Origin of the sequence: Subtercola lobariae (genome assembly GCF_014640255.1) — a bacterium.
Lineage (GTDB): Bacteria > Actinomycetota > Actinomycetes > Actinomycetales > Microbacteriaceae > Subtercola > Subtercola lobariae.
In genome coordinates this window covers 369,068-391,328 of the sequence record NZ_BMGP01000002.1, presented here as the reverse complement: position 1 = coordinate 391,328, position 22,261 = coordinate 369,068, and the positions used below count along the sequence as shown (strand labels likewise).

Sequence of the window (22,261 nt, the reverse complement as noted above, 5' to 3'; positions counted from 1 at the left end):
GCGGACACTTAGCCGAAAGGAATCCACAGTGCTTATTGCACAGCGTCCAACGCTCACCGAAGAGAACATCTCGGAGTTCCGTTCACGGTTCGTCATCGAACCGCTGGAGCCCGGTTTCGGTTACACCCTCGGTAACTCACTTCGCCGCACCCTGCTCTCGAGCATTCCGGGAGCGGCTGTCACGAGCATCCGCCTCGACGGCGTGCTGCACGAGTTCAGCACCATTCCTGGTGTCAAAGAAGATGTCACCGAGATCATCTTGAACATCAAGGGCCTCGTCGTTTCGAGCGAGCATGACGAACCCATCACGGCTTACCTGCGTAAGCACGCTTCGGGCCAGGTCACGGCTGCTGACATCTCTGCGCCTGCCGGCGTCGAGATTCACAACCCCGAGCTGGTCATCGCCACGCTCAACGACAAGGCGAAGTTCGAGCTCGAGCTCATCATCGAGCGCGGTCGCGGTTACGTGTCGTCGACGCAGAACCGCAGCGAGTTCAGCGAAGCCGGTCAGATTCCGATCGACTCGATCTACTCGCCCGTTCTGAAGGTCACCTACCGCGTCGAGGCCACTCGTGCCGGTGAGCGCACCGACTTCGACCGCCTGGTCGTCGACGTCGAGACGAAGCCGGCCATTACGCCGCGCGACGCCATCGCATCTGCCGGTCGTACACTGACCGAGCTGTTCGGCCTTGCTCGCGAGCTCAACACCGCCGCAGAGGGCATCGAGATCGGCCCCGCGCCGGTCGACGCCGTTCTCTCGAGCGAACTCGCCGTGCCGATCGAAGACCTCGACCTGTCGGTTCGTTCGTACAACTGCCTCAAGCGTGAGGGCATCAACACCGTCAGCGAGCTCGTAGCGCTGTCGGAGACGCAGCTCATGAACATTCGCAACTTCGGCCAGAAGTCGGTCGATGAAGTCAAAGACAAGCTCGTCGAGCTTGGCCTCTCGCTGAAAGACACGGTGCCCGGCTTCGACGGTGCACACTTCTACGGCGGCTACGACGACGAGAACATCTAACCCTTTACGAATTCTGCGCGGGCGACCGCACTGATTTCATCGCACTTACTGGAGAAAAGACATGCCAACCCCAACTAAAGGGCCTCGTCTCGGCGGTGGGCCGGCGCACGAGCGCCTCATGCTCGCCAACCTGGCAGCAGCCCTGTTCACGCACAAGAGCATCAAGACCACCGAGACGAAGGCCAAGCGCCTTCGCCCGGTAGCCGAGCGGCTCATCACGTTCGCCAAGCGCGGCGACCTGCACGCTCGTCGTCGCGTTCTCGCGACCATCGGCGACAAGACCGTTGTGCACGAGCTCTTCACCGAGATCGCGCCTCTGGTCGCCGAGCGTGAGGGCGGGTACACCCGCATCACGAAGCTCGGCTTCCGTAAGGGCGACAATGCTTCGATGGTTCAGATCGAGCTCGTTCTCGAGCCAGTGACCCCGAAGGTTCGCTCGACCCGTACGGTCGCTGCGCCTGCCGCGGCTACGGAGCCCGCGGCCGATGCTGCCGACGAGCCCGAGGCCGATGAGACGGAAGCCGAGACCTCGGTTCCCGTCGAGGAGACCGACGCAGTCGAAACCAGCGAGCCGGTTGAGGCCGAAGAGCCCAGCGCCGCTGCTGACGAGGTTGAGACCGAAGCTGCTGAGAAGGCCGACGATAAGTAGCTCGAACGCTAAACCAAAGAAGAACCCCGGTATTTCACAGAAGGAGTGCCGGGGTTCTCTTTTATACTGATAAGTAAGATATACTCACAATTGTAATTCTAGGGGTCAATTGTGTGGAGTATTGATGAAGAAACGCAGTCCGTTTTCAGCCTATGTCGGCGCCACGTTCGACGAGCCCGAGGTTGACCTCGACAGCAAAGACATTGCGCTGCTGCGCGAGCTCGCTGTCGACTCGCGCCAGTCGCAGCGTGCGCTGAGCCGCAAGGTGGGAATGTCGCCGCCCGCCGTGGCTGAGCGACTCGCTCGCTTCGAGCGTACGGGCGTCATCAAGCAGTATTCGGTGGCGATCGACTGGTCGCGCCTCGGCCTCGGTGTTGTGGCGGTGGTGAATTTGACACTGCGGCCCGGTCAGAGCAGGCAAGAGGTTCTCGACGCACTGAGCGAGATCGTGGAGCTCGAGCAGCTGACCATTGTGACAGGTCGCTTCGACCTCATCGCTCGCTTTCGCATCAGCGACCAGACTCATCTCCGTGAATTGATTCTCGACCGCGTGCCAGCTCTGCCGGGCATCCTGCGCACCGAAACGCTGCTCGGTCTTGGTACTGTCGACACCGATGACTTTGCGTCTCGCATTTTCGAGACGTTCATTGACGAAGGTGCGGTGGCTGCCGCGAACTGAGCAAGGAGTGTGTGGTGACGCGGGTGCGGGTGCGATTCGACATCGCTTATGACGGCACGGCGTTCGCCGGCTGGGCGAGGCAGCCGGGCCTTCGCACAGTGCAGGGCGAGATCGAGAAGGCGCTTGTCGCCTTGTATTCCAGCCTGGGCGAGCTGCCGAACCTGGTGGTCGCAGGCCGAACGGATGCTGGTGTGCACGCCCGCGGTCAAGTGGCGCATCTCGATCTGACCGCAGCGCAGGCCTCGAAGGTGGCGGTGAGCCGCATCGCATTGAGCGTGAACGGCATGCTCGGGGCGTCGAACGACATCGTGGTGCGGCAGACCTCGGTAGCAGACGACGGATTCGATGCGCGATTCTCGGCTCTCTGGCGGCGCTACGAATATCGCATCGCCGACACTCTGCTCGCCCGAGACCCGCTGACGCGGCGCACGACCGCGTGGACGACCAAGCCCCTCGACCTCATTGCCATGCAGCAGGTGTCGAACGAGTTGCTCGGCCTGCACGACTGGGCAGCGTTCTGCAAGCCTCGGGCTTTCGCCACGACCATCCGCACCCTGCAGCATCTGTCGTGGAGCCGCGACGACGATGGCGTTGTGGCGGTGGATGTTCGAGCCGATGCGTTCTGCCACAGCATGGTGCGAGCGCTCGTGGGTGCTTCGGTGGCCGTGGGTGAAGGTCGGCTCACGGTTGCCGAGGTTGTGGCGCTGCGTGACAGGCTCGACCGTACGAGCGCCTTCAAGGTGATGCCGGCACGGGGGCTCACGCTGATGCAGGTGGGCTACCCGGATGCCGCGGGGCTGGCCCAGCGCGCTCAAGAGACCAGGGCGCGCCGTAGCCGTGAAGCCCTTGCGGCTCAACTGGCGAGCCGGGCCGAAATAGGCTAGTCTCGTTCTTTGGTGTGCGACAGCAATCTGTGCCACCCGAAGTTGAGCCCTCCACCGGCGGTTCCCGAGCTTCTTGCCCGAGGAATAACCAACGGAGCGGGATTTCACGAACACCTCATTTCGACAAGAAAGCACTACTACTGTGACGCGTACCTATTCCCCCAAGGCGAGCGAGCTCGTTCGCAACTGGGTCATCATCGATGCGACTGACGTCGTGCTCGGCCGCCTGGCCAGCCACGCCGCCATCATTCTCCGTGGCAAGAACAAGCCCACCTTCAGCCCGCACCTCGACGGCGGCGACTTCGTTATCATCATCAACGCCGAGAAGGTCGCACTGACCGGCTCGAAGGCACTGCAGAAGAAGGCCTACCGCCACTCGGGTTACCCGGGCGGCCTCTCGGCTGTGACCTACGCCGAGCTGCTGGAGAAGAACCCCACCCGCGCCGTCGAAAAGGCGATTCGCGGCATGCTGCCGAAGAACTCGATCGGCCGCTCGCAGCTGACCAAGCTCAAGGTGTACGCCGGTGCTGAGCACCCTCACGCTGCTCAGCAGCCCGTTCCCTACACCTTCGACCAGGTCGCGCAGTAGCGCCCGCCGGTCATACAGACTTTAGACAAAGGATTCGTAACCAAAGTGGCGAAGATCGCAGACCAGATTGACGTAGCTCCCGAGAGCTACTCGACCGAAACCCCCACCGTCGAGACCCCGAAGGCTGCTCGCCCCGTGCTGAGCGTCGGCGGCGCGGCCGTCGGTCGTCGCAAGCAGGCCATCGCCCGCGTGCGTCTCACCCCCGGCTCCGGCACCATCGTGGTGAACGGCCGTGAGTTCGAGAACTTCTTTCCGAACAAGCTGCACCAGCAGCTGATCAACGACCCGTTCAAGCTGCTCGACCTGCTCGGCAGCTACGACGTCATCGCGAAGATCTCGGGCGGCGGCCCCTCGGGCCAGGCCGGCGCACTGCGCCTCGGCATCGCTCGCGCGCTGAACGAAATCGACGAAGAGAACAACCGCGCCACGCTGAAGAAGGCGGGCTTCTTGAGCCGCGACGCACGCGTCAAAGAGCGCAAGAAGGCCGGCCTCAAAAAGGCCCGTAAGGCTCCGCAGTTCTCCAAGCGCTAACCATACAGCGCACTTAGACTGCACATATGGTTCGCCTTTTCGGCACCGACGGTGTGCGTGGGCTCGCGAACAGGGATGTCACGGCAGACCTGGCCCTTCGCGTAGCTCAGGCCGCCGCTGTGGTGCTCGGTGCCCCGGCACGCTCAGCCGGCCGCAGACCCGTCGCGGTTCTCGCCAGAGACCCGCGTACCTCCGGTGATTTCATCGCCGCAGCGGTCGCGGCCGGCTTTGCCAGTTCGGGCGTCGATGTGTACGACGCCGGAGTGATACCCACGCCGGCGGCCGCCTATCTGGTGGCAGATTTCGATGCCGATTTCGGCTGCATGATTTCGGCATCGCACAACCCCGCGCCTGACAACGGCATCAAGTTCTTCGCGCGCGGCGGCAAAAAGCTCGACGACGACATCGAGGAGCAGATCGAGGCAGCCCTCGCCGAGCCGTTTCTGGTTCCGCTCGGCGCAGACGTCGGTCGTATCAGACGATTCTCTGACGCCGAAGACCGCTACGTGGTGCACCTGTTGGGCACGTTGCCGCACTCGCTCGAGGGCATCCACGTCGTGCTCGACTGTGCTCACGGAGCCGCGGCGGGTGTATCACCCGAGGTTTTCACGGTTGCCGGCGCAACTGTCACAGTCATGGGCAATGACCCAGACGGCGACAACATCAACGACGGCGTGGGGTCGACCCACATGCAGGCGCTCATCGACACCGTGCTCGAATTGGGTGCAGACGTCGGCATTGCGCACGACGGCGACGCCGACCGCTGCCTGGCCGTCGACCACACCGGAACGATCGTCGACGGCGACCAGATCATGGCCATTCTCGCCACTGCCCTCGATGAGCGTGGCGAACTCAAAGACCGAACCCTCGTGGCGACCGTCATGAGCAACCTGGGGCTTCGCGTCGCCATGGCGGCGAAGGGCATTCGGATGCTCGAAACCCGCGTCGGAGACCGCTATGTGCTCGAGGCGATCAACGCCAACGGGTACAACCTGGGCGGCGAACAATCGGGCCACATCATCTTCGGCGACTACGCCACCACGGGCGACGGCATTCTCACCGGGCTGCAGTTGGTGAGCCAGATGGCGGCGACCGGTAAGACGCTTGCCGAGCTGGCGTCGGTGATGGTCGTGTATCCGCAGATTCTGCTGAACGTGCGCGGAGTCGACCGCGAGGCGGTGGGCACCGACGAGGTGCTGGCCGAGGCGGTGGCCGAAGCCGAGCTCGAGTTGGGGGATTCTGGCCGAGTGCTCTTACGGGCATCCGGAACCGAGCCCTTGGTGCGCGTCATGGTCGAGGCCACCGACCAGGCGACAGCCGACCGCATCGCGGGCCGGTTGGCCGACGTCGTGCGAGAGCGGCTCGCGCTGGCTCCCGCCGCGAGCTGACGCACGACCCCGACGGGCGACGTCAACGCACGACCCCGACCCCACGGGCGCGTTAGAGTTTGCGCAGCAGCACGCGTTTGACGGTGTGATTCGAGTCTTTGCGTAAGACGAGTGTGGCGCGCGAACGTGTGGGCAGAATATTCTGCACCAGGTTCGGCTGGTTGATCGAGGCCCAGATCGAGGCGGCCGTGGCGCGCGCTTCGTCTTCGGTGAGGCTCGCATAGCGGTGAAAGTATGAACTCGGGTTGGCGAAGGCGCCGCGCTGCAGCTTCAGAAACCGTTCTTCGTACCACCGGGCGATGTCGCGGGTGCGGGCATCGACATAGACCGTGAAATCGAACAGATCGCTGACCGCGAGCCGATGGCCGGGCGCCGGCGGCTGCAATACATTCAGGCCCTCGACGATGAGAATGTCGGGCTGGCGCACCACGATTTGAGCGTCTGAGACGATGTCGTAGCTGAGGTGGGAGTAGAACGGCGCGCGCACTTCGGGCACCCCGCTCTTGATGGCGCTCACGAAGCGCAGCAGCGCGCGGCGGTCGTAGCTCTCGGGAAAGCCCTTGCGGTCCATGATGCCGCGGCGTGCCAGTTCTGCGTTCGGCAGCAGAAAGCCGTCAGTGGTGACCAGTTCGACGCGCGGGGTGTCTTCCCACCGCGCGAGCAACTCGCGCAGCAGCCGGGCGATGGTTGACTTGCCCACCGCCACCGAGCCGGCCACGCCGATGACGAAGGGGGTGCTGCGCGCCTTCTCGCCAAGAAAATCGCTGGTCGAGCGGTGCAGGTTGTGGTGACCAGCGGCATAGAGATTCAGCAGCCGGCTGAGCGGCAGGTAGACCTCGGCGACCTCGGTCATGTCGAGCGGCTCGCCGAGACCGCGAAGTTGCACGATTTCGGTTTCGAGAAGCGGATGCGGCGTGGCCGGCGCCAGGGCGGCCCATTCGGCACGGTCGATCTCAACGAACGGGCTGGTCTGACCCCCTACCGGAATCGATGCGGAATCAGCCATAGGTCTTCTATTCTGCCCCACGTCTGAGCCCCGCTGGTGCGCCCTCGCGCCGGGCGCACAGGTGGCACCTATAAAATCGAATTCATGTGTGGAATCGTAGGCTACGTCGGTCGACCTCAAAGCCTGGAGGTTCTGCTCGGCGGCCTTCGCCGATTGGAGTACCGCGGGTACGACTCCGCGGGGGTGGCGATCATCACCGAAGACGGTGAACTGGTGACGCGTAAACGCGCTGGCAAGCTGGCCGTTCTGGTCGACAACCTCGCGGCTGACGAGCTGCAGAACGGGTCGACGGGCATCGGTCATACGCGTTGGGCGACGCACGGGGGCCCGACCGATGGCAACGCGCACCCGCATCTCAGCCGAGATGGCAAACTCGCGGTCATCCACAACGGCATCATCGAGAACTTCTCTGAGCTGAAGGCCGAACTCGTGGCCAAGGGGTACACATTCGAGAGCGAAACCGACACCGAGGTGGCGGCGAAACTTCTGGGCGACGAGTACGCCGCGGGTGACGGGCTGGCGGCTGCGCTCGCCCGCGTGGTGGTGCGGCTCGAGGGGGCATTCACATTACTCGCGCTGCACCGCGACGAGCCGGGAGTGGTGGTCGGCGCGCGCCGCAACTCGCCGCTCGTCATCGGGCTGGGCGACGGCGAGAACTTTCTCGGTTCTGACGTGGCAGCCTTCGTCGAGCACACTCAGCGCGCGGTGGCCATCGGCCAAGACCAGATCGTGACCATCACGCCTATCTCGGTGCTCGTGACCGATTTCTTCGGCACCGTCGTGCCGACCAGCGAATTCCATGTCTCGTGGGATGCGAAGGCGGCCGAAAAGGGCGGCTGGTCGAGCTTCATGGCGAAAGAGATCAGCGAGCAGCCCGAGGCCGTGGCCAACACCCTGCGCACCCGCATCGTCGACGGCGCCGTAGTGCTGCCCGACCTCGGCGACCTCGCCGCACACCTGGGTGAGGTCGATCGCATCATCATCATCGCCTGCGGCACGGCCAGTTACGCCGGGATGCTCGGCAAATACGCCATCGAGAAGTGGGCTCGCATTCCTGTCGAAGTGCAGCTCTCGCACGAGTTCAGGTACAGCGATCCCATCATCACCCCGACCACCCTCGTGGTATCGATCAGTCAGTCGGGCGAGACGATGGACACCCTCATGGCAGTGAAGTACGCCATCGAGGCGGGAGCGAAGACGCTCTCGATCTGCAACACGCAGGGTGCGACCATCGCGCGCGAGTCTGACGCCGTCATCTATACGCACGCCGGGCCTGAGGTTGCGGTCGCGTCGACGAAGGCGTTCGTGGCGCAGATCGCAGCGCTCTACCTTTTCGGGCTGTATCTTGCGCAGGTTCGCGAGACGCTGATGCCGGCCGAGGTTCGTGGCGCTCTGAAGGAGCTGTCGGCGATTCCGGCGAAGCTCGAGAAGGTGCTGAAGACATCGACCCGTATCCGTGATCTGGCGAAGTGGATGTCTGACAGCCGGGCTGTGCTGTTCTTGGGGCGGCATGTGGGGTACCCGGTGGCGCTCGAAGGGGCTTTGAAGCTGAAAGAGCTGGCGTACATCCACGCCGAAGGGTTTGCGGCCGGCGAGCTGAAGCACGGGCCGATCGCGCTGATCGAGCCGGGCCAGCCGGTTTTCGTGGTGGTGCCGAGCCCGCGCGACCCGAATTCGCTGCACGCGAAGGTGGTCTCGAACATTCAGGAGATTCGCGCTCGTGGGGCGCGCATTCTGGCCGTGGCGGAGCAGGGTGACGCCGCTGTGTTGCCGTTTGCCGACGAGGTGATTCCCATTCCGCTGGCGGGGGCGTTGTTCGAGCCGCTGCTGGCGGTGGTGCCGTTGCAGATCTTCGCGATGGAACTGGCCACGGCGAAGGGGCTCGACGTCGACCAGCCTCGAAACCTCGCTAAATCGGTCACGGTCGAGTAGGCGGCGCTCATGATTGTGGGAGTCGGCGTCGACATCGTCGACGTTCCCCGGTTTCGGCGCGTTCTGCAGCGCACGCCGGCGCTCAAGGAGCGGCTGTTCGCTCTGAGCGAACGCGACCTGTCGGTGCGGTCGTTAGCGGCGCGGTTCGCGGCGAAAGAGGCGCTGGTGAAGGCCGTGGGTGACTCCACCGGGTTTCGCTGGCACGACGTTGAGGTCGTGTCGAACGAACACGGGCGTCCGTCGTTTCTGCTGGCGGGTCAGGCTGCCGAGAAGGTGGCGTTGCACGGAATCTCGATTCTGCATCTGTCGCTGAGTCACGATGGCGACTCGGCGTGCGCGTTCGTGGTGGCCGAGGGGCCGGGCGAAGTTGCGCGGCACGCGGGGCGGCGTGGTGCGGGTGGCGGGGCAGTGGATGCCCGGGGTGACGTATGAGCGAGCATCCGTTGCGACTGGCGACCATCGATCTCGCCGCAGTGCGGCACAATGTTTTGGCGGTGAAAGCCGTGGTCGGCGACGCCGACGTCATGGCAGTCGTCAAGGCAGGCGGCTATGGGCACGGTGCTGCGGAGATCGCGCGCGCCGCGGTTACCGCCGGGGCGACGTGGCTGGGCGTCGCAGACGTCGATGAGGGTGTTGCCTTGCGCGAAGCGGGCCTCACCGAGCCGATTCTCGCGTGGTTGCACGGGCCCGAGGCGTACTTCGACGTGGCGATTCGTTACGGAATCGACGTGGGTGTGAGCTCGGTGGCACAACTCGACGCTGTCGCAGGCGCCGCGCGGCGGGTCGCGGGCGACGCCGTCATCGATGGAGCCGAGGCGCTGGCCGGGCGACCGAGTGGCAGCGAACCCGCAGAAACGCCCGCGGTGGGGCGGCAGACGCGAGACGACCACGCGGCGACTCCGGCGCGGGTGCAGATCAAGGTCGACACCGGCCTCGGCCGCAACGGCGCGGTTGAAGCTGATTGGGTGGCCGTTTTTGCGCGTGCGGCCGAGCTCGAGGCAGGCGGCGTCTTGAGCGTGGTGGGAATCTTCAGCCACCTGTCGAATGCCAGTGATGATGACGATCTCGAGCAGTTGGCGAGATTCGAAAGTGCGGTCGAGCAGGCGCGGGGCGCGGGGTTGAACCCGGCGATCATCCATCTCGCCGCAACGGCTGCTGCGCTGCGGCTCGCCGAGACGCGGTTGTCGCTCGTCAGGCTGGGCATCGGTCTGTATGGGCTGTCGCCGTTCGACGGGGTGACCTCGGCCGAGCTGGGGCTGCGGCCGGCGATGACGCTCGAGGGGCGGGTGATCGCGGTGAAGCGTGTGCCGCCCGAGAGTGGTGTTTCGTACGGCTACACCTACCGCACGACGACGGAATCGACGTTGGCGCTCGTGGGGCTGGGGTATGCCGACGGTATTCCGCGGCTGGGCTCGAACCGGGCGCCGGTGTGGATCAACGGCAACACTTACACGGTGACGGGGCGCATCGCCATGGACCAGTTCGTGGTCGACATGCACGACGATGCTGTGGAGGTGGGCGACCGCGTGGTGCTGTTCGGCGACCCCGCGGAGGGGTACCCCGCAGTGGAGGAGTGGGCCGAGGCCGCCGAGACGATCAACTACGAGATCGTGACGCGCATCGGGCCGCGATTCGAGCGGCGGTATCTCGCATGAGCGGCGGTGTGGCACACGACGGCGTGGCGATCGGGCACGCGGCTGGTGGAGACGGTGCGGTCATCGGGCATGCGGCTGGTGGAGACGCGGCTACCACGCACGCGCCCTCCGACGCACCGCGCCGACAGGCGCTCATCAACCTCGACGCGTTTCGGCACAACGTGCGCGTGCTGAGTTCGCTGGCGACGCCGGCTGAGACGATGCTCGCCGTCAAGGCCGACGCCTACGGGCACGGCATGGTGCCGATGGCTTTCGCGGCCCTCGAGGCGGGGGCGTCGTCGCTTGCCGTGCTCGACATTCCGGCGGCGCTGGTGCTGCGAGAGGCAGGCGTTACGGCACCCATTTTCGCGTGGATGCACGCGCCCGACGCCCGCTTCGGCGACGCCGCCGAGGCCGACATCGACCTGGGCATTTCGGCCGAGTGGCAGCTCGAGGCCATTGCCGCGGCCCGGGCATCCGTCGCCCCGCGCGTGCACCTCAAGATCGATACCGGGCTGCACCGCAACGGCGCAAGCGCTGAGCAGTGGCCGGGGCTGGTTCGTGCCGCGCTCGCCGCAGACGCTGCCGGCGTGGTTAAGCTGCACGCGGCCTGGTCGCATCTGGCTGATGCGTCTCCGGCCGATGACGCCGTCGCGCTGGGTGAATTGCGGGCGGCTGTCGAGGTGGCCGAGGGGCTTGGCGCGCGGTTCGTGCAGGTACACCTCGCGGCGAGTTCGGCCGGCATTCGCATGCCTGAGGCCCGGCTCGACATGGTGCGATTCGGAATTGCTGCGTATGGTGTGACGCCATTCGACGACGAATCGGCTCTCGAGCTCGGCCTTCGCCCTGTGATGACCCTCGTCGCGCCGGTGGTTTCGGTCAAGCGCGTGCCGGCCGGTCAGGGCGTGTCGTACGGATTCGACTTTCGCACCGAGCGGCCCACGACGCTGGTGCTGGTTGCGCTGGGGTATGCCGACGGGGTTCCGCGGGCGGCGAACGGTCACGGCGCCGAGGTGTGGATCGACGGGCACCGGTACCCCATCGTGGGCCGCATCGCGATGGATCAGTTCGTGGTCGACGTCCGCGACGCCGCGATTGCGCTCGGCGACGAGGTGGTGTTGTTCGGCGAGGGCCGTGTGCCGGGCGGAACGGGCGCGGCGGCCGGTAGCCCAGAAAGTATTCCGACCGCAGAAGAGTGGGCCGGGTACGCGCGCACCATCGGCGACGAAATAGTGGCGCGGGTGGGCCCGCGGGTCGAGCGCTTGTACGTGTCTGACGCAACGCTCGCCGGCGACGTCGACGCTGCTCGGGTGGTGCGCGACGATGTGGTTGTCGGCACTGGCGGCGCTGGCGGCGCTGTCGGTGACGGCGGCGGCGTCGTCGGGCAGTGGATGATCGGCGACCCCGACGCGATGCACCAGTTCGGCGTAGATTTCGCCCGGCGGCTTCGGGCAGGTGACGTGCTCGTCTTAACCGGTGAGCTCGGTGCGGGCAAAACCACCTTCACAAGGGGTCTCGGCGCCGGCCTCGGAGTTCGCGGCTCTGTCACGAGCCCCACCTTCGTACTGGCGCGCACCCACCCGAACGCCGCTACCGGTGTGCCCCTCGTGCACGTCGACGCCTATCGGCTCGCCAGCGCGGCCGAACTCGACGACCTCGACATCGACTTCGCCGGCTCGATCGTGGTGGTGGAGTGGGGCTCGGGCATGGTGGAGTCGATCGTCGACGACTACCTCGAACTCGTGATCGAGCGGCCTCGCGGCGAGGTGGCCGTCGGCGCAGCCGCCCCCGACGAACCGGCTACACGCTCTGACCACGCCGACGCCGACCCTTCGCTCGCGGCAGACGAGCCGGGCGGCACTGGCGCGTCGGTCGACACCGAAGAGACCGTCGGCGCCGACGAACCCGTCGAACCGCGACGCGTCACCCTCTACCGCCGCACGGCGCAGAACGGAGGAGACCGATGAGCGACCGCCGCGAGCTGCTGCTCGCCATCGACACCTCGGCAGGCACCAGCGTGGCCGTCGTCGAGGGCGACTACCGCGAGCCTCGCGAGGTGGCGTCGTCGGCCACGGCCGCCAGCACAGTGACCGCCGGGGCCCACCACCCCGCCGCGGTGACCGAGGCCACCCCGCACCGCGCCGTCGTGCTCAGCGAAGCCAACGGGTTCGACACCATGAAACATGCGGAGGTGATCGGCCGGCTGATCGAGCAGGCGCTGGCCGAGGCATCCATTCGCCCGCAGCAGCTGACCGGTGTCGTCGCCGGAATGGGCCCCGGGCCATTCACCGGCCTGCGAGTCGGTATCGCCGCAGCGAACGCCTTCGCCCTCGGGCTCGGCCTGCCGGTGCTTCGCGTGGTGAGCCATGACGCCATTGCCTTCGCCGCCCAGGGCGCCGGGCGAACGGGAGAGGTGCTGGTGGTCTCAGACGCCCGCCGCCGTGAGGTGTATTGGTCGCTGTTCGATCTCTCGGGGCAGACGCCCGTGCGCATCGACGGCCCGGGGCTCGCGAAACCGGATGCCCTGCCGCACGTTCACGCGGCAACCCTCGATGCGGCTCACGTCTCGGCTGGCGCCCTCGGCCAGGTCGCCCTCGAGATGCTGCGCACGGGCGCCCCCTTCGCCGCCGACCAGGCGCTCTACCTGCGTTCACCCGACGTGACGCTGAGCACCGGCGTGAAGCGGGTGACGCAGCGATGAGCGACCTCCACGCTACAGAATGGGCGCTGCGCGTCGCCGGACCCGCAGACCTCGACGCGATAATGGCGCTCGAAACGAGTACCTTCAGCACCGACGCCTGGAGCCCCGCGATGATGCGTGCCGACCTCGCTCAGAAGCACTGCTACTACCTCGTGGCCGAGCATCCCGAGCATCCAGACGCCCCGCTGGGCGGCTACGCCGGTCTGCTCAGCACTCAGGGAGCCGCCGACGCCGACATTCAGACCATCGCCGTCGCTCCGGATGCCAGGCGGCACGGCCTCGGCCGAACGCTCATGACCACGCTGATCATTGAGGCGGCTCGTCGCGGAGCTCGTCGCGTGTTCTTGGAGGTTCGCGCCGACAACCCGGGCGCCCAGCACCTCTACGAGACACTCGGATTCCACTCCATTGGTATTCGCCGCGGTTACTACCAGCCCGACAACGTCGACGCCGTGGTCATGCGGCTCGAACTTCAGACCCGGGAGCCGCTCTCATGAGTACCGTCAGCCCACCCGCCGCGGCCGCTGGCCTGACCGGCGAAGCGCTCCGCCGACCCGTGGTGCTCGGCATCGAGACCTCGTGCGACGAGACGGGTATCGGCATCGTGCGGGGCACAACGCTTCTGGCGAACGCAATCGCCTCATCGATGGACGAGCACGCGCGGTACGGGGGAGTCGTGCCCGAGATCGCGGCGCGTGCGCACCTCGAGGCGCTCACCCCGACCATCCACGCTGCCCTCGGCGAAGCGCAGCTGAGCTTCGCCGACATCGACGCAATCGCCGTGACGTCAGGGCCAGGGCTCTCGGGCGCACTCATGGTGGGTGTCGCTGCCGCCAAAGGCCTGGCGATTGCCACTGGAAAGCCGCTTTATGCGGTGAACCATCTCGTGGGTCACGTCGGTGTCGACCTCGTCTCTCCCGATTCGGAGCCACTGGAATACCCCACCATCGCCCTGCTGGTGTCGGGCGGGCACACGTCGTTGCTCTACGTTCGCGATCTGGTGAGCGACGTCGAGTTGCTCGGTGAGACCATCGACGACGCAGCGGGAGAGGCTTTCGACAAGGTCGCGCGCGTACTGGGGTTGCCGTACCCGGGCGGCCCACACATCGACCGTGTGGCAGTGGGGGGTAACCCGAAAGCCATCCGTTTTCCGCGTGGGCTCAGCCAGCCGAAAGACATGGCCGCGCACCGCTACGACTTCTCGTTCTCGGGGCTGAAAACGTCGGTCGCGCGCTGGGTCGAGGCCAGAAGTGACCGAGGTGAAGAGATTCCGCTCGCCGATGTGGCGGCGAGCTTTCGCGAGGCAGTTGCCGATGTACTGATCACGAAAGCGCTCGCCGCGTGCGCCGATCGGGGTGTTCCTCGGCTGTTGCTCGGTGGCGGGGTCGTTGCGAATGCCCGTGTTCGGGCGCTCGCCGAAGAGCGAGCGGCGCTCGCCGGGGTGACCCTGCGTATTCCGCCCTTGGCCCTCTGCACCGACAATGGGGCGATGATAGCGGCGCTGGGCGCGCAGCTGATCATGCGCGGGCATGCTCCCTCGGCGCTCGACTTCGGCGCCGATTCGACCTTGCCTGTCACCGAGATTCAGGTGCGGTAGCGTCACATTTCGACGCAGATAAGGTGATGAATCATCAGCTATGGTAGTAATTGTCGTTGACACTTCGTCACGTACGCTGCCACTATGGGCAGCGCGTCTTTGATCTCTCGAATGGAGCACTGCCTCATGACCAGCCCCGCCCCGTACGGCGCCGCACCGAGCCCCGTCGCACCCCGAACCAACATTCTCGCCATCGTCTCGCTGGTGGTGTCGATCGTCGGCTTCACCGTCGTCGGCATCGTGATCGGCTTTATTGCGCTCAGCCAGATCAAGCGAACCGGCGAAGGTGGTCGCGGGCTTGCCATCGCGGGCATCGTGATCGGTTTCATCGAGCTGATTCTGGGAGTGATTCTCATTATCGTCTGGGTCGCTCTCTTGGCTAGCGCTACGACAGTTACCACCTACTAGTCAGTAATCGCTCGGCAAAGGGGTGCCGCTGGGGGTGGCTGCATCGCTAGGCTCGGTGATAGTTCAGCGCACCTCAGACCGAACAATCGGAAGGAAGGGTCATCATGACCGATCCCAACACACCATCAAGCGACGACACACCCGAGCGTCTGCCAGATTCTGCTCCGCTCGCCTCGCCGCCCGCGGGCTCTGACACGCCTCCGGCTACGCCCGAGCCGAACCTTCCTCCGACTGCGCCGCCCGCGGCTCCTGCAGCCCCTCCGGTCGCTCCACCCGTGCCGCCCACCGCTCCGCCGGCCGCTCCGGCTGCGCCTGCGGCTCCCGTTCCTCCGGTGGCTCCGCCCGTCGCGCCGGCTCCGCCCGCGCCTCCGGCGCCCGGCTACGCCGCTCCGCCCGTCGCTCCGGCCCCGAACTACGCGGCCGCTCCGCCGGCGCCGAACTACGGCGCGCCTCCGCCCGCGCCGCCTGCGGCGCCCGGTTACGGCGCGCCCCAGTACGGTGCGCCGCAGTACGGTGCTCCTGCAGCCGGTTACGCCGCTCCCGTCGGAACGCGGTCACCCGTGCTCAGCATCATCGCGCTGGTCGCGGGCATTCTCGGCCTTGTGATCTCCATCTTCAGCTGGGGCATCGGTGGTTTCATCTTCTCGGTGGCGGGCATCGTGCTTGGCTTCATCGGTCGCCGCAGGGAGCCTGCCGCTCGAGGCTTCTGGCTCACCGGCATCATCACGGGGTTCGCCGGAATCGCGCTGTCGATCATCCTCATCATCGCGTTCATCATCTTCGTGATCGCGCAGATCAACACGTCGTACAGCTACAACTACTGATTCGACAGAGATTCACGCTAGGTGGCGCGGGACTTCGGCCTCGCGCCACCTTGCAGTTAAGGCGTCGATCGCGCGACGCGACGCGCAGCGGGCAGCGCGCGCCACGGCGGTGCTGCGGTCGAAGCCCGGCAGCGAATCGCGCGCCCTGCGGTCGCCGCCGCAGCGCGACTCAGCTCAGGCGGTCGCCCTGCGGTCGCCGCCCCAGCGCGCCTCAGCTCAGGCGGTCGGCCAGAATCGCCACGTGCTTGCCTTCGCTGCGGGTGATGAAGAGCGTCGCCTTCTCTGGGCCCTGAAGTGCGAGCTTCGGTCGCAGCGCAGCCGGGTCGACGTCGACTCCTCGCTTCTTGATCTCGAGGCTGCCGATGCGGCGGGCTCGAAGCTCACGCTTGAGACTGCTGACGTTGTAGGCGAACACCTCTCGCACGCGAAACGCCGACGCGAACGGCGTTTCGACGAGCGTGTCTGAAGTCACGTAGGCGATCTGCGCCGACACCAGGTGGGCGCCGAGTGTTCGGGCGAGGTCGCCGATGAGTCGTGCCCGAATGACGCTGCCGTCGGGTTCGTAGAGGTAGCCGCCGAGCGGCCCCGGTTCTACATCATCGCTGTCGGCTGCCGCAGTCATTTCGTTTCGTTCGGTGCCCCGCAGCACGAGAGCGGCGCGATGGATGCCCGGCCGGGCCACCGCGCCGAACCACAACCCCGTCTCGACTACCTGCCCGTCGACCGAGATCCATTGCGCTTCGGCGTCGGCCGGCAGTAGCTCGCGGTCGAGGCCGGGGCCGAGTTTCACTCCGGTCGGGCGTTCGCGCGCGGCCGCGAAAACGAAATCGAGGTTCGGGCTGAAATCGGCGGGGTCGGTGATGCGCGAGGTGTTCGTGTGCCCCTCGGTTCTTCGTGCGGGGTCGAAATAGAGGGCATCCACGCTGCCCAGGTCGAACGTCAGGGCGTCGCCGTGCACCACATCGGCGGTGGGAAACGGAGCGAGGTTGTAGGCCGCGATGGCGGCTGTGACCTCGTCGCGGTCGACGGCGGTCACGCTGAGGTCGAGGGCGGCAAGGGCGAGTGCGTCGGCGCCGATACCGCAGCCGAGGTCGGCCACCCGGGTGACGCCCGCCGAACGAAAGCGGCCGGCGTGCAAAGCAGCAACGCTCAGCCGGGTCGCCTGTTCGAGCCCTGACTCGGTGAAGAGCATCCGCTCGGCGAACTCGCCGAACTTCGACCTGGCCTTGGCGCGCAGTCGCGCCTGGGTCATCACCGCGCCCACCAGTGCGGCCGAGTACCCTTCTTTGCGTAACGCGGCGACCGAACGAACGATGTTCGAACCGTTCGTGTAGGGCGGCAACGAGTCGAGTAGGCGCAGACCCTCTGCTGTCATCAGCTGTTCAAGGTCGGTTCGCTCCATGCGGTCAGTTTAGACGCGAGGCGCGGTGCGAGCGGCTCGTCACGCGTTGGCACTCAGGTTGACCGAGTGCCAATTCAACCCCTAAACTCGAGTTAGCACTCTCAGTGTGAGTGTGCCAAAAATGACTTTTGAACCGAAGAAAGAAGAGGTCAACTGTGTCGGTCTCCATCAAGCCGCTCGAGGATCGCATCGTTATCAAGCAGGTCGAAGCAGAAACGACCACCGCGTCTGGTCTGGTCATTCCTGACACCGCGAAAGAGAAGCCCCAAGAGGGTGTCGTCGAAGCCGTCGGCCCCGGCCGCATCGACGACAACGGCAACCGCGTGCCTCTCGACGTTTCGGTTGGCGACAAGGTTCTGTACTCGAAGTACGGCGGAACCGAGGTCAAGTACAACGGCGAAGAGTACCTCGTGCTCTCTGCTCGCGACGTTCTTGCTGTGATCGTTCGCTAACACCCGCTTTTCGAACGGCCTGGGCTTCGGTGCCCAGGCCGTTCGGCGTTTAAGAGCTCATTCGCACTCTCAGCGGCGACTGAACCTGACAAAATACCGGGTTACGAATTGCTAACGATATTCGCACGGCACACACAGAAAACACGTTCGAAACATAGAAACCCTAGGTTTGAACCTATTGAACGCGAGGGGGTCTCCGCCCGGAGGCTCCAGGCTCGCGAGCACAATGAAAGGGTTCACAGGATGATCAAATCCAAGTATGCCCTCCGGACGACGATCGTGGCTGGAGCAGGCATCATTGCCGTCATGCTCTCTGGCTGCGCCTCCGGTGGCAGCTCAACTCCGTCTTCGTCGGCGTCATCGTCGGCTTCTGCCTCTGAGGCAGACTGCGCGAGTGATGCGACAACATCGAACAACCTGGTCGTTGGTACCATCCTCCCCATCACCGGTAGCCTTGCCTACCTCAACCCGCCGGAGCAGGCTGGTGTCGGCCTCGCGGTCTCAGACATCAACGCTGCCGGCGGTGTGGCCGGCAAGCAGGCGTGTATTCTCGCCACCGACTCGGGTGACTCCACCGACCTGAGCGTTTCGACCGCTTCGGCCCAGAAGCTGATCACGGCCAAGCCGTCGGTCGCCATCGGTGCTGCTTCGTCGAGTGTTTCGCTGAACGTCGTCGACGCCTTCGCGTCAGCGAACATCACGCAGATCTCGCCGGCCAACACCTCGGCCAAGCTCTCTGGGTACGGTCCGTACTACTTCCGCACCGCCCCGCCAGACTCGGTTCAGGGTTCGGCGCTCGGTTCGCTGATCACCGGTGACGGTAACTCGAAGGTCGCCTTCATCGTGTTCAACGACTCCTACGGCACAGGTCTTCGTGACTTCACCCAGAAGAGCATCGAAGCTGCAGGCGGATCAGTTGTTTACGGTGCCACTAGCGCCGGCCAGGAGTTCCCTCCCGGCCAGACCACGTTCTCGGCTGAGGTCACGGCTGCACTGGCCACCAAGCCCGACGCGATCGTCGTTCTCGCATTCGATGAGACCAAGTCGATCGTGCCCGAGCTCGTCGCTCAAGGCTGGAACATGTCGAAGACCTACTTCTCAGACGGCAACACTGCCGACTACAGCAAGGACTTCCAGCCCGGAACGCTGAACGGAGCTCAGGGCACCATTCCTGGCGCTCACCCGAGCACCGATTTCCAGTCCCAGCTGGTGTCATGGTACAAGGGCGCTGAGAATGCCGATCTGACTGACTTCTCGTACGCCCCCGAGTCATATGACGCGACCATCTTGACCGCTCTGGCGGCCCTGAAGGCCAAGTCGAATGTCTCTGCTGACCTGAACAAGCAGCTCGGGGCTGTCTCTGGCGCGAACGGCGGCACGAAGTGCTCGTCATACGCCGAGTGTGCTCCGCTAGTCACGGCAGGTACCGAGATTCAGTACACCGGCCAGTCCGGAATCGGGCCGCTCAACTCGCACAACGAGCCCTCGAGCGCCTTCATCGGCATCTACAAGTTCGACGCGAACAACGTTCCACAGTTCCAGTCGGCTATCGAAGGCCAGACCTCCTACTAGGTCGTAACGCCTGAGGCACTCGCCTCACCCCGAAGCCCCCGCCCGGTCATCCGGTGTGGGGGCTTCGTCGTTGGTGCGGTCGTTGCGCCGCAGCTGAGGCCGGCGTGGCTGCCGCACCTGCATCAGAGCGACCTCACCGACATGCATAAGGCCCCGAGACCACCGGATGACCGGGGCGCGGGGCCTTTCGAACGAGCGGGGTGGGGCGTGGAGCTAGATGGCGCCGGGGGCCTCGGGTCCCGACTCGGCCTCGACGTCTTTGGCCAGGGTGCCGAGGTAGAGCTCGATGACCTTGGGGTCGTCTGCGAGCTCGCGACCGGTGCCGGTGTAGGCGTTACGGCCCTGGTCGAGCACGTAGCCGCGGTCGCAGATCTGCAGGCAGCGGCGGGCGTTCTGTTCCACCATGATGATGGAGACGCCGGTCTTGTTGATGCGGCGGGTGCGGATGAACGTCTCATCTTGCCGCACGGGGGAAAGGCCGGCGGAGGGCTCGTCGAGCAGCAGCACCGACGGATCCATCATGAGGGCCCGGGCCATGGCAACCGACTGTCGTTCGCCCCCTGAGAGCGAACCGGCCCGCTGCGTGCGGCGGTCGGCCAGCACAGGGAAGATGTCGAAGATGGCCGCGAGGCGCTCTTTCAGCAGCTTGGGCCGCAAGAACAGCCCCATCTGCAGGTTCTCTTCGATGGTCAGCGAGGGAAACACGTTGTTGTTCTGCGGCACGAAGCCCACGCCGGCCTGCACGAGCTTGTTCGCCTTGTGCCCCGTGATGTTCTCGCCCTTGAGCGTGACCGAGCCCGAGCGCACGTTGACGAGACCGAACAAGGCCTTCAGCAGGGTCGACTTGCCGGCGCCGTTCGGGCCGATGATGCCGATCAGCTCACCGGGATACACATCGAGGTTGCAACCGTTCAGAATGTTGATGCCGGGCAGGTAACCGGCCACCAGATCGGTCGCCTGCATCACCGGAACCCGGGTTTCGGTTCCGCCTGCGGCGGAGAGTGTGTCGGTCATGCTGTGGTCTCACCTTCCGTGAGCTTTTCGTTCTGCACTTCGGCCGCGAGCTCTTCGGCGACCTCATCGGTCAGTAGTGAGTCGTCGCCGAGGTCGGTGTTGTGGTGAGCGCCGAGGTAAGCGTCGATGACGGCGGGGTCATCCATTACAGTGCCCGACGGGCCTTCGGCAACGACCTTGCCCTCTGCCATCACCACCACCCAGTCGGAGATGTGCCGCACCATGTGCATGTCGTGCTCGACGAAGAGCACGGTCATCCCTTCGTCTCGAAGCGCCTGGATGTGCCCCAGCAGTGACTGCGTGAGCGCCGGGTTGACCCCGGCCATCGGCTCGTCGAGCATGATCATGACCGGGTCGCTCATCAGTGCACGAGCCATTTCGAGCAGCTTCTTCTGGCCGCCGGAGAGGCTGCCGGCCATATCGTCGCGCTTCTCGAGCAGTTTGAATCGGGCGAGCAGCTCTTCGGCTTTGGCCGTGATCTCTGCCTCGCGCTTGGCCCACAGCGGCTTGATCACGGAGACGAATAGGTTCTCGCCGGGCTGGTCTCTCGCACCGAGCCGCATGTTCTCGATGACCGTGAGCTTCGATAGCGCCTTGGTGAGCTGAAAGGTGCGAACCATGCCCAGCTTGGCGACCTTTGTCGCGCCGGTGTTGCCCACGTCGTTGCCGTTGAAGGTCGTCTTTGCAGCCTCACCGGCCTTCGGGCCACCGATGAGCCGGGGCGCCGAACTCGGCTTGTCGAAGCCCGTGATGAGGTTGAAGAACGTGGTCTTGCCGGCCCCGTTCGGCCCGATCAACGCGGTGATGATGCCGCGCTGCACTTCGAGGTGGTTCACGTCGACGGCGGTCATTCCGCCGAAGCGCCGCTTGATGTGGTCGACCGTCAGAATCGGGTCGGGCTTCGAAACGCCGGGCACCGCGTCGACCCCTGCAACGCTGGCCTTGGCGGCCGCGCCGGCTTCGGTGATGGTGCTGGTTGTGGTGGGCACATCACTTGACATCGAAGCTCAGCTCCTTCTTGTTGCCGAGAATACCTTGCGGTCTGAAGATGACGACCAGCATGAGCATCACACCGATCACGATCCACGCGAACTGCTCCGTCTGCTGGCCGTTCATGATCGACGAGGGAATGAACTGGCCCGCGATTCCTTGAACGAAGAGCCGAATCGCGAAGAACACGATAGCGCCGAGAACCGGCCCGAAGACCGTGGCGGCACCACCCAACAGCAATGCTGTGAAGATGAAGTAGGTCTCTGAGCGGCCCATGCTGTCGGGCTGCAGCGAGGAGGGCAGAATGAACACGATGCCCGCGATCGCACCAATCACACCGCCGAGAATCAGCGCCTGCATCTTGTAGCTGTAGACATTCTTTCCGAGAGCGCGCACAGCGTCTTCGTCTTCACGGATGCCCCGCAGTACACGGCCCCACGGGCTCCGCATGATCGCCCAGACGAACAAGCAGAGCAGCCCCACGATGACCCACGCGGTGGCGATGAACCACCAGCCGTTGGAGCCGGTGAGGTCGTACTTGAACGGGCCGAGGTCGAGCTGCCCGTTTCCGAAGAACGAAAGGTCGGTGAAGGGCCCGCGGTACTCGTTGCCGGTGATGCCGTTCGACCCGCCGGTGAAGTTGGTGAGCAGTGACGACCGCCCGATCATCCGCACGATCTCAGCGGCTGAGAGCGTCACGATGGCGAGGTAGTCGCCACGCAGCTTCAGCGTCGGAATGCCCAGAATCAGTGCGAACAGCAGCGCCGCGACGAGCGCGATGATGATGGCGACAATGATGGGCAGCCCGGCGATGATCGAGATGGCGAAGCCATATGCCCCGATCAGCATGAACCCGGCCTGCCCGAAGTTCAGCAGGCCCGTGTAACCGAAGTGAATGTTGAGCCCGATGGCCGCAATGGCGAGCGCAGCGGTCTGCGGCGAGATGGCCGAGTTGAGAATGGCAAAAAGCGTTTGCAGTAGTTGATCCATG

The 22,261-nt window shown here is 65.2% G+C and carries 23 protein-coding genes; 18 read left to right on the top strand and 5 right to left on the bottom strand.

Features of this window, described 5'->3' with window-relative positions; translation table 11 throughout:
* Positions 1–28 precede the first annotated feature (28 nt).
* From IEX24_RS06115 to glmM, 7 genes are all read left to right on the top strand, one after another.
* A complete protein-coding gene (locus IEX24_RS06115) occupies positions 29–1,018 on the top strand; it encodes a DNA-directed RNA polymerase subunit alpha (protein ID WP_116283869.1) in 990 nt (329 codons plus the stop codon).
* Between the two features lie 61 nt (positions 1,019–1,079).
* Positions 1,080–1,667, top strand: a complete 588-nt coding sequence (rplQ, locus tag IEX24_RS06110) for a 50S ribosomal protein L17 (RefSeq protein ID WP_188675329.1) — start codon at positions 1,080–1,082, stop codon at positions 1,665–1,667.
* 124 nt (positions 1,668–1,791) lie between these two features.
* The gene (locus IEX24_RS06105; protein ID WP_188675326.1) at positions 1,792–2,346 is read left to right on the top strand and encodes an Lrp/AsnC family transcriptional regulator; all 555 of its coding nucleotides are present in this window, start codon (positions 1,792–1,794) and stop codon (positions 2,344–2,346) included.
* Positions 2,347–2,369: 23 nt separating this feature from the next.
* On the top strand, positions 2,370–3,230 hold the full coding sequence (truA, locus tag IEX24_RS06100; RefSeq protein WP_188676484.1) for a tRNA pseudouridine(38-40) synthase TruA: 861 nt from the start codon (positions 2,370–2,372) through the stop codon (positions 3,228–3,230).
* A gap of 142 nt (positions 3,231–3,372) precedes the next feature.
* On the top strand, positions 3,373–3,819 hold the full coding sequence (gene rplM / locus IEX24_RS06095) for a 50S ribosomal protein L13 (RefSeq protein ID WP_188675323.1): 447 nt from the start codon (positions 3,373–3,375) through the stop codon (positions 3,817–3,819).
* A 45-nt stretch (positions 3,820–3,864) separates the two neighbouring features.
* The gene (gene rpsI / locus IEX24_RS06090) at positions 3,865–4,350 is read left to right on the top strand and encodes a 30S ribosomal protein S9 (protein WP_188675320.1); all 486 of its coding nucleotides are present in this window, start codon (positions 3,865–3,867) and stop codon (positions 4,348–4,350) included.
* 26 nt (positions 4,351–4,376) lie between these two features.
* The gene (gene glmM / locus IEX24_RS06085; protein ID WP_188675307.1) at positions 4,377–5,738 is read left to right on the top strand and encodes a phosphoglucosamine mutase; all 1,362 of its coding nucleotides are present in this window, start codon (positions 4,377–4,379) and stop codon (positions 5,736–5,738) included.
* A gap of 52 nt (positions 5,739–5,790) precedes the next feature.
* On the opposite strand, the gene coaA is transcribed toward glmM, so the two are convergent.
* On the bottom strand, positions 5,791–6,744 hold the full coding sequence (coaA, locus tag IEX24_RS06080; protein WP_188675304.1) for a type I pantothenate kinase: 954 nt from the start codon (positions 6,742–6,744) through the stop codon (positions 5,791–5,793).
* Positions 6,745–6,828: 84 nt separating this feature from the next.
* Between coaA and glmS the strand changes: the two genes are divergently transcribed.
* The 9 genes from glmS (at position 6,829) to IEX24_RS06035 (ending at position 15,840) form a co-directional block, all read left to right on the top strand.
* Complete coding sequence (glmS, locus tag IEX24_RS06075; RefSeq protein ID WP_188675301.1) at positions 6,829–8,676, top strand: glutamine--fructose-6-phosphate transaminase (isomerizing); 1,848 nt, start codon at positions 6,829–6,831, stop codon at positions 8,674–8,676.
* 9 nt (positions 8,677–8,685) lie between these two features.
* Complete coding sequence (locus tag IEX24_RS06070) at positions 8,686–9,108, top strand: holo-ACP synthase (RefSeq protein WP_188675298.1); 423 nt, start codon at positions 8,686–8,688, stop codon at positions 9,106–9,108.
* Entirely contained in the window at positions 9,105–10,331 is a 1,227-nt protein-coding gene (gene alr, locus IEX24_RS06065) for an alanine racemase (protein WP_188675295.1), read from the top strand. The genes IEX24_RS06070 and alr (IEX24_RS06065) overlap by 4 nt, the downstream gene beginning before the upstream one ends.
* Positions 10,328–12,277: an alanine racemase gene (gene alr, locus IEX24_RS06060; RefSeq protein ID WP_188675293.1), complete on the top strand. Its 1,950-nt coding sequence runs from the start codon at positions 10,328–10,330 to the stop codon at positions 12,275–12,277. Before alr (IEX24_RS06065) ends, alr (IEX24_RS06060) begins: the two co-directional genes overlap by 4 nt.
* A complete protein-coding gene (tsaB, locus tag IEX24_RS06055) occupies positions 12,274–13,011 on the top strand; it encodes a tRNA (adenosine(37)-N6)-threonylcarbamoyltransferase complex dimerization subunit type 1 TsaB (protein ID WP_188675290.1) in 738 nt (245 codons plus the stop codon). Before alr (IEX24_RS06060) ends, tsaB begins: the two co-directional genes overlap by 4 nt.
* Positions 13,008–13,508, top strand: coding sequence for a ribosomal protein S18-alanine N-acetyltransferase (gene rimI, locus IEX24_RS06050; protein ID WP_188675287.1), 501 nt, complete (start codon positions 13,008–13,010; stop codon positions 13,506–13,508). The genes tsaB and rimI overlap by 4 nt, the downstream gene beginning before the upstream one ends.
* Positions 13,505–14,608, top strand: coding sequence for a tRNA (adenosine(37)-N6)-threonylcarbamoyltransferase complex transferase subunit TsaD (tsaD, locus tag IEX24_RS06045; RefSeq protein WP_188675284.1), 1,104 nt, complete (start codon positions 13,505–13,507; stop codon positions 14,606–14,608). The genes rimI and tsaD overlap by 4 nt, the downstream gene beginning before the upstream one ends.
* A 126-nt stretch (positions 14,609–14,734) precedes the next feature.
* The gene (locus IEX24_RS06040; protein WP_188675281.1) at positions 14,735–15,016 is read left to right on the top strand and encodes a DUF4190 domain-containing protein; all 282 of its coding nucleotides are present in this window, start codon (positions 14,735–14,737) and stop codon (positions 15,014–15,016) included.
* Between the two features lie 104 nt (positions 15,017–15,120).
* Positions 15,121–15,840 carry a DUF4190 domain-containing protein gene (locus IEX24_RS06035; protein WP_229715128.1) on the top strand — a complete coding sequence of 240 codons (720 nt, stop codon included), beginning with the start codon at positions 15,121–15,123 and terminating at the stop codon, positions 15,838–15,840.
* Between the two features lie 211 nt (positions 15,841–16,051).
* On the opposite strand, the gene IEX24_RS06030 is transcribed toward IEX24_RS06035, so the two are convergent.
* A complete protein-coding gene (locus tag IEX24_RS06030; RefSeq protein WP_188675277.1) occupies positions 16,052–17,242 on the bottom strand; it encodes a class I SAM-dependent methyltransferase in 1,191 nt (396 codons plus the stop codon).
* Positions 17,243–17,397: 155 nt separating this feature from the next.
* Here IEX24_RS06030 and groES point away from each other — a divergent pair, with 155 nt between their 5' ends.
* Both groES and IEX24_RS06020 read left to right on the top strand, forming a co-directional pair.
* Positions 17,398–17,694: a co-chaperone GroES gene (groES, locus tag IEX24_RS06025; protein ID WP_116283854.1), complete on the top strand. Its 297-nt coding sequence runs from the start codon at positions 17,398–17,400 to the stop codon at positions 17,692–17,694.
* Between the two features lie 243 nt (positions 17,695–17,937).
* Positions 17,938–19,266 carry an ABC transporter substrate-binding protein gene (locus IEX24_RS06020; RefSeq protein WP_188675274.1) on the top strand — a complete coding sequence of 443 codons (1,329 nt, stop codon included), beginning with the start codon at positions 17,938–17,940 and terminating at the stop codon, positions 19,264–19,266.
* A 213-nt stretch (positions 19,267–19,479) separates the two neighbouring features.
* Here IEX24_RS06020 and IEX24_RS06015 read toward each other — a convergent pair whose 3' ends face one another.
* The 3 genes from IEX24_RS06015 to IEX24_RS06005 are packed head-to-tail and all read right to left on the bottom strand — an operon-like array spanning position 19,480 to position 22,260.
* Positions 19,480–20,280, bottom strand: a complete 801-nt coding sequence (locus IEX24_RS06015) for an ABC transporter ATP-binding protein (protein ID WP_188675271.1) — start codon at positions 20,278–20,280, stop codon at positions 19,480–19,482.
* Positions 20,277–21,281: an ABC transporter ATP-binding protein gene (locus tag IEX24_RS06010; RefSeq protein ID WP_188675268.1), complete on the bottom strand. Its 1,005-nt coding sequence runs from the start codon at positions 21,279–21,281 to the stop codon at positions 20,277–20,279. Before IEX24_RS06010 ends, IEX24_RS06015 begins: the two co-directional genes overlap by 4 nt.
* Entirely contained in the window at positions 21,271–22,260 is a 990-nt protein-coding gene (locus tag IEX24_RS06005) for a branched-chain amino acid ABC transporter permease (RefSeq protein ID WP_188675265.1), read from the bottom strand. The genes IEX24_RS06010 and IEX24_RS06005 overlap by 11 nt, the downstream gene beginning before the upstream one ends.
* Between the last annotated feature and the right edge of the window lies 1 nt (position 22,261).

Excerpts from the sequence above, each read along its gene's own strand:
- rplQ (WP_188675329.1), top strand. The coding sequence starts at position 1,080 with ATGCCAACCCCAACTAAAGGGCCTCGTCTCGGCGGTGGGCCGGCGCAC.
- IEX24_RS06105 (WP_188675326.1), top strand. The coding sequence starts at position 1,792 with ATGAAGAAACGCAGTCCGTTTTCAGCCTATGTCGGCGCCACGTTCGAC.
- glmM (WP_188675307.1), top strand. The coding sequence starts at position 4,377 with ATGGTTCGCCTTTTCGGCACCGACGGTGTGCGTGGGCTCGCGAACAGG.
- coaA (WP_188675304.1), bottom strand. The coding sequence starts at position 6,744 with ATGGCTGATTCCGCATCGATTCCGGTAGGGGGTCAGACCAGCCCGTTC.
- glmS (WP_188675301.1), top strand. The coding sequence starts at position 6,829 with ATGTGTGGAATCGTAGGCTACGTCGGTCGACCTCAAAGCCTGGAGGTT.
- IEX24_RS06070 (WP_188675298.1), top strand. The coding sequence starts at position 8,686 with ATGATTGTGGGAGTCGGCGTCGACATCGTCGACGTTCCCCGGTTTCGG.
- alr (WP_188675295.1), top strand. The coding sequence starts at position 9,105 with ATGAGCGAGCATCCGTTGCGACTGGCGACCATCGATCTCGCCGCAGTG.
- alr (WP_188675293.1), top strand. The coding sequence starts at position 10,328 with ATGAGCGGCGGTGTGGCACACGACGGCGTGGCGATCGGGCACGCGGCT.
- tsaB (WP_188675290.1), top strand. The coding sequence starts at position 12,274 with ATGAGCGACCGCCGCGAGCTGCTGCTCGCCATCGACACCTCGGCAGGC.
- rimI (WP_188675287.1), top strand. The coding sequence starts at position 13,008 with ATGAGCGACCTCCACGCTACAGAATGGGCGCTGCGCGTCGCCGGACCC.
- tsaD (WP_188675284.1), top strand. The coding sequence starts at position 13,505 with ATGAGTACCGTCAGCCCACCCGCCGCGGCCGCTGGCCTGACCGGCGAA.
- IEX24_RS06040 (WP_188675281.1), top strand. The coding sequence starts at position 14,735 with ATGACCAGCCCCGCCCCGTACGGCGCCGCACCGAGCCCCGTCGCACCC.
- IEX24_RS06035 (WP_229715128.1), top strand. The coding sequence starts at position 15,121 with ATGACCGATCCCAACACACCATCAAGCGACGACACACCCGAGCGTCTG.
- IEX24_RS06030 (WP_188675277.1), bottom strand. The coding sequence starts at position 17,242 with ATGGAGCGAACCGACCTTGAACAGCTGATGACAGCAGAGGGTCTGCGC.
- IEX24_RS06020 (WP_188675274.1), top strand. The coding sequence starts at position 17,938 with ATGATCAAATCCAAGTATGCCCTCCGGACGACGATCGTGGCTGGAGCA.
- IEX24_RS06015 (WP_188675271.1), bottom strand. The coding sequence starts at position 20,280 with ATGACCGACACACTCTCCGCCGCAGGCGGAACCGAAACCCGGGTTCCG.
- IEX24_RS06010 (WP_188675268.1), bottom strand. The coding sequence starts at position 21,281 with ATGTCAAGTGATGTGCCCACCACAACCAGCACCATCACCGAAGCCGGC.
- IEX24_RS06005 (WP_188675265.1), bottom strand. The coding sequence starts at position 22,260 with ATGGATCAACTACTGCAAACGCTTTTTGCCATTCTCAACTCGGCCATC.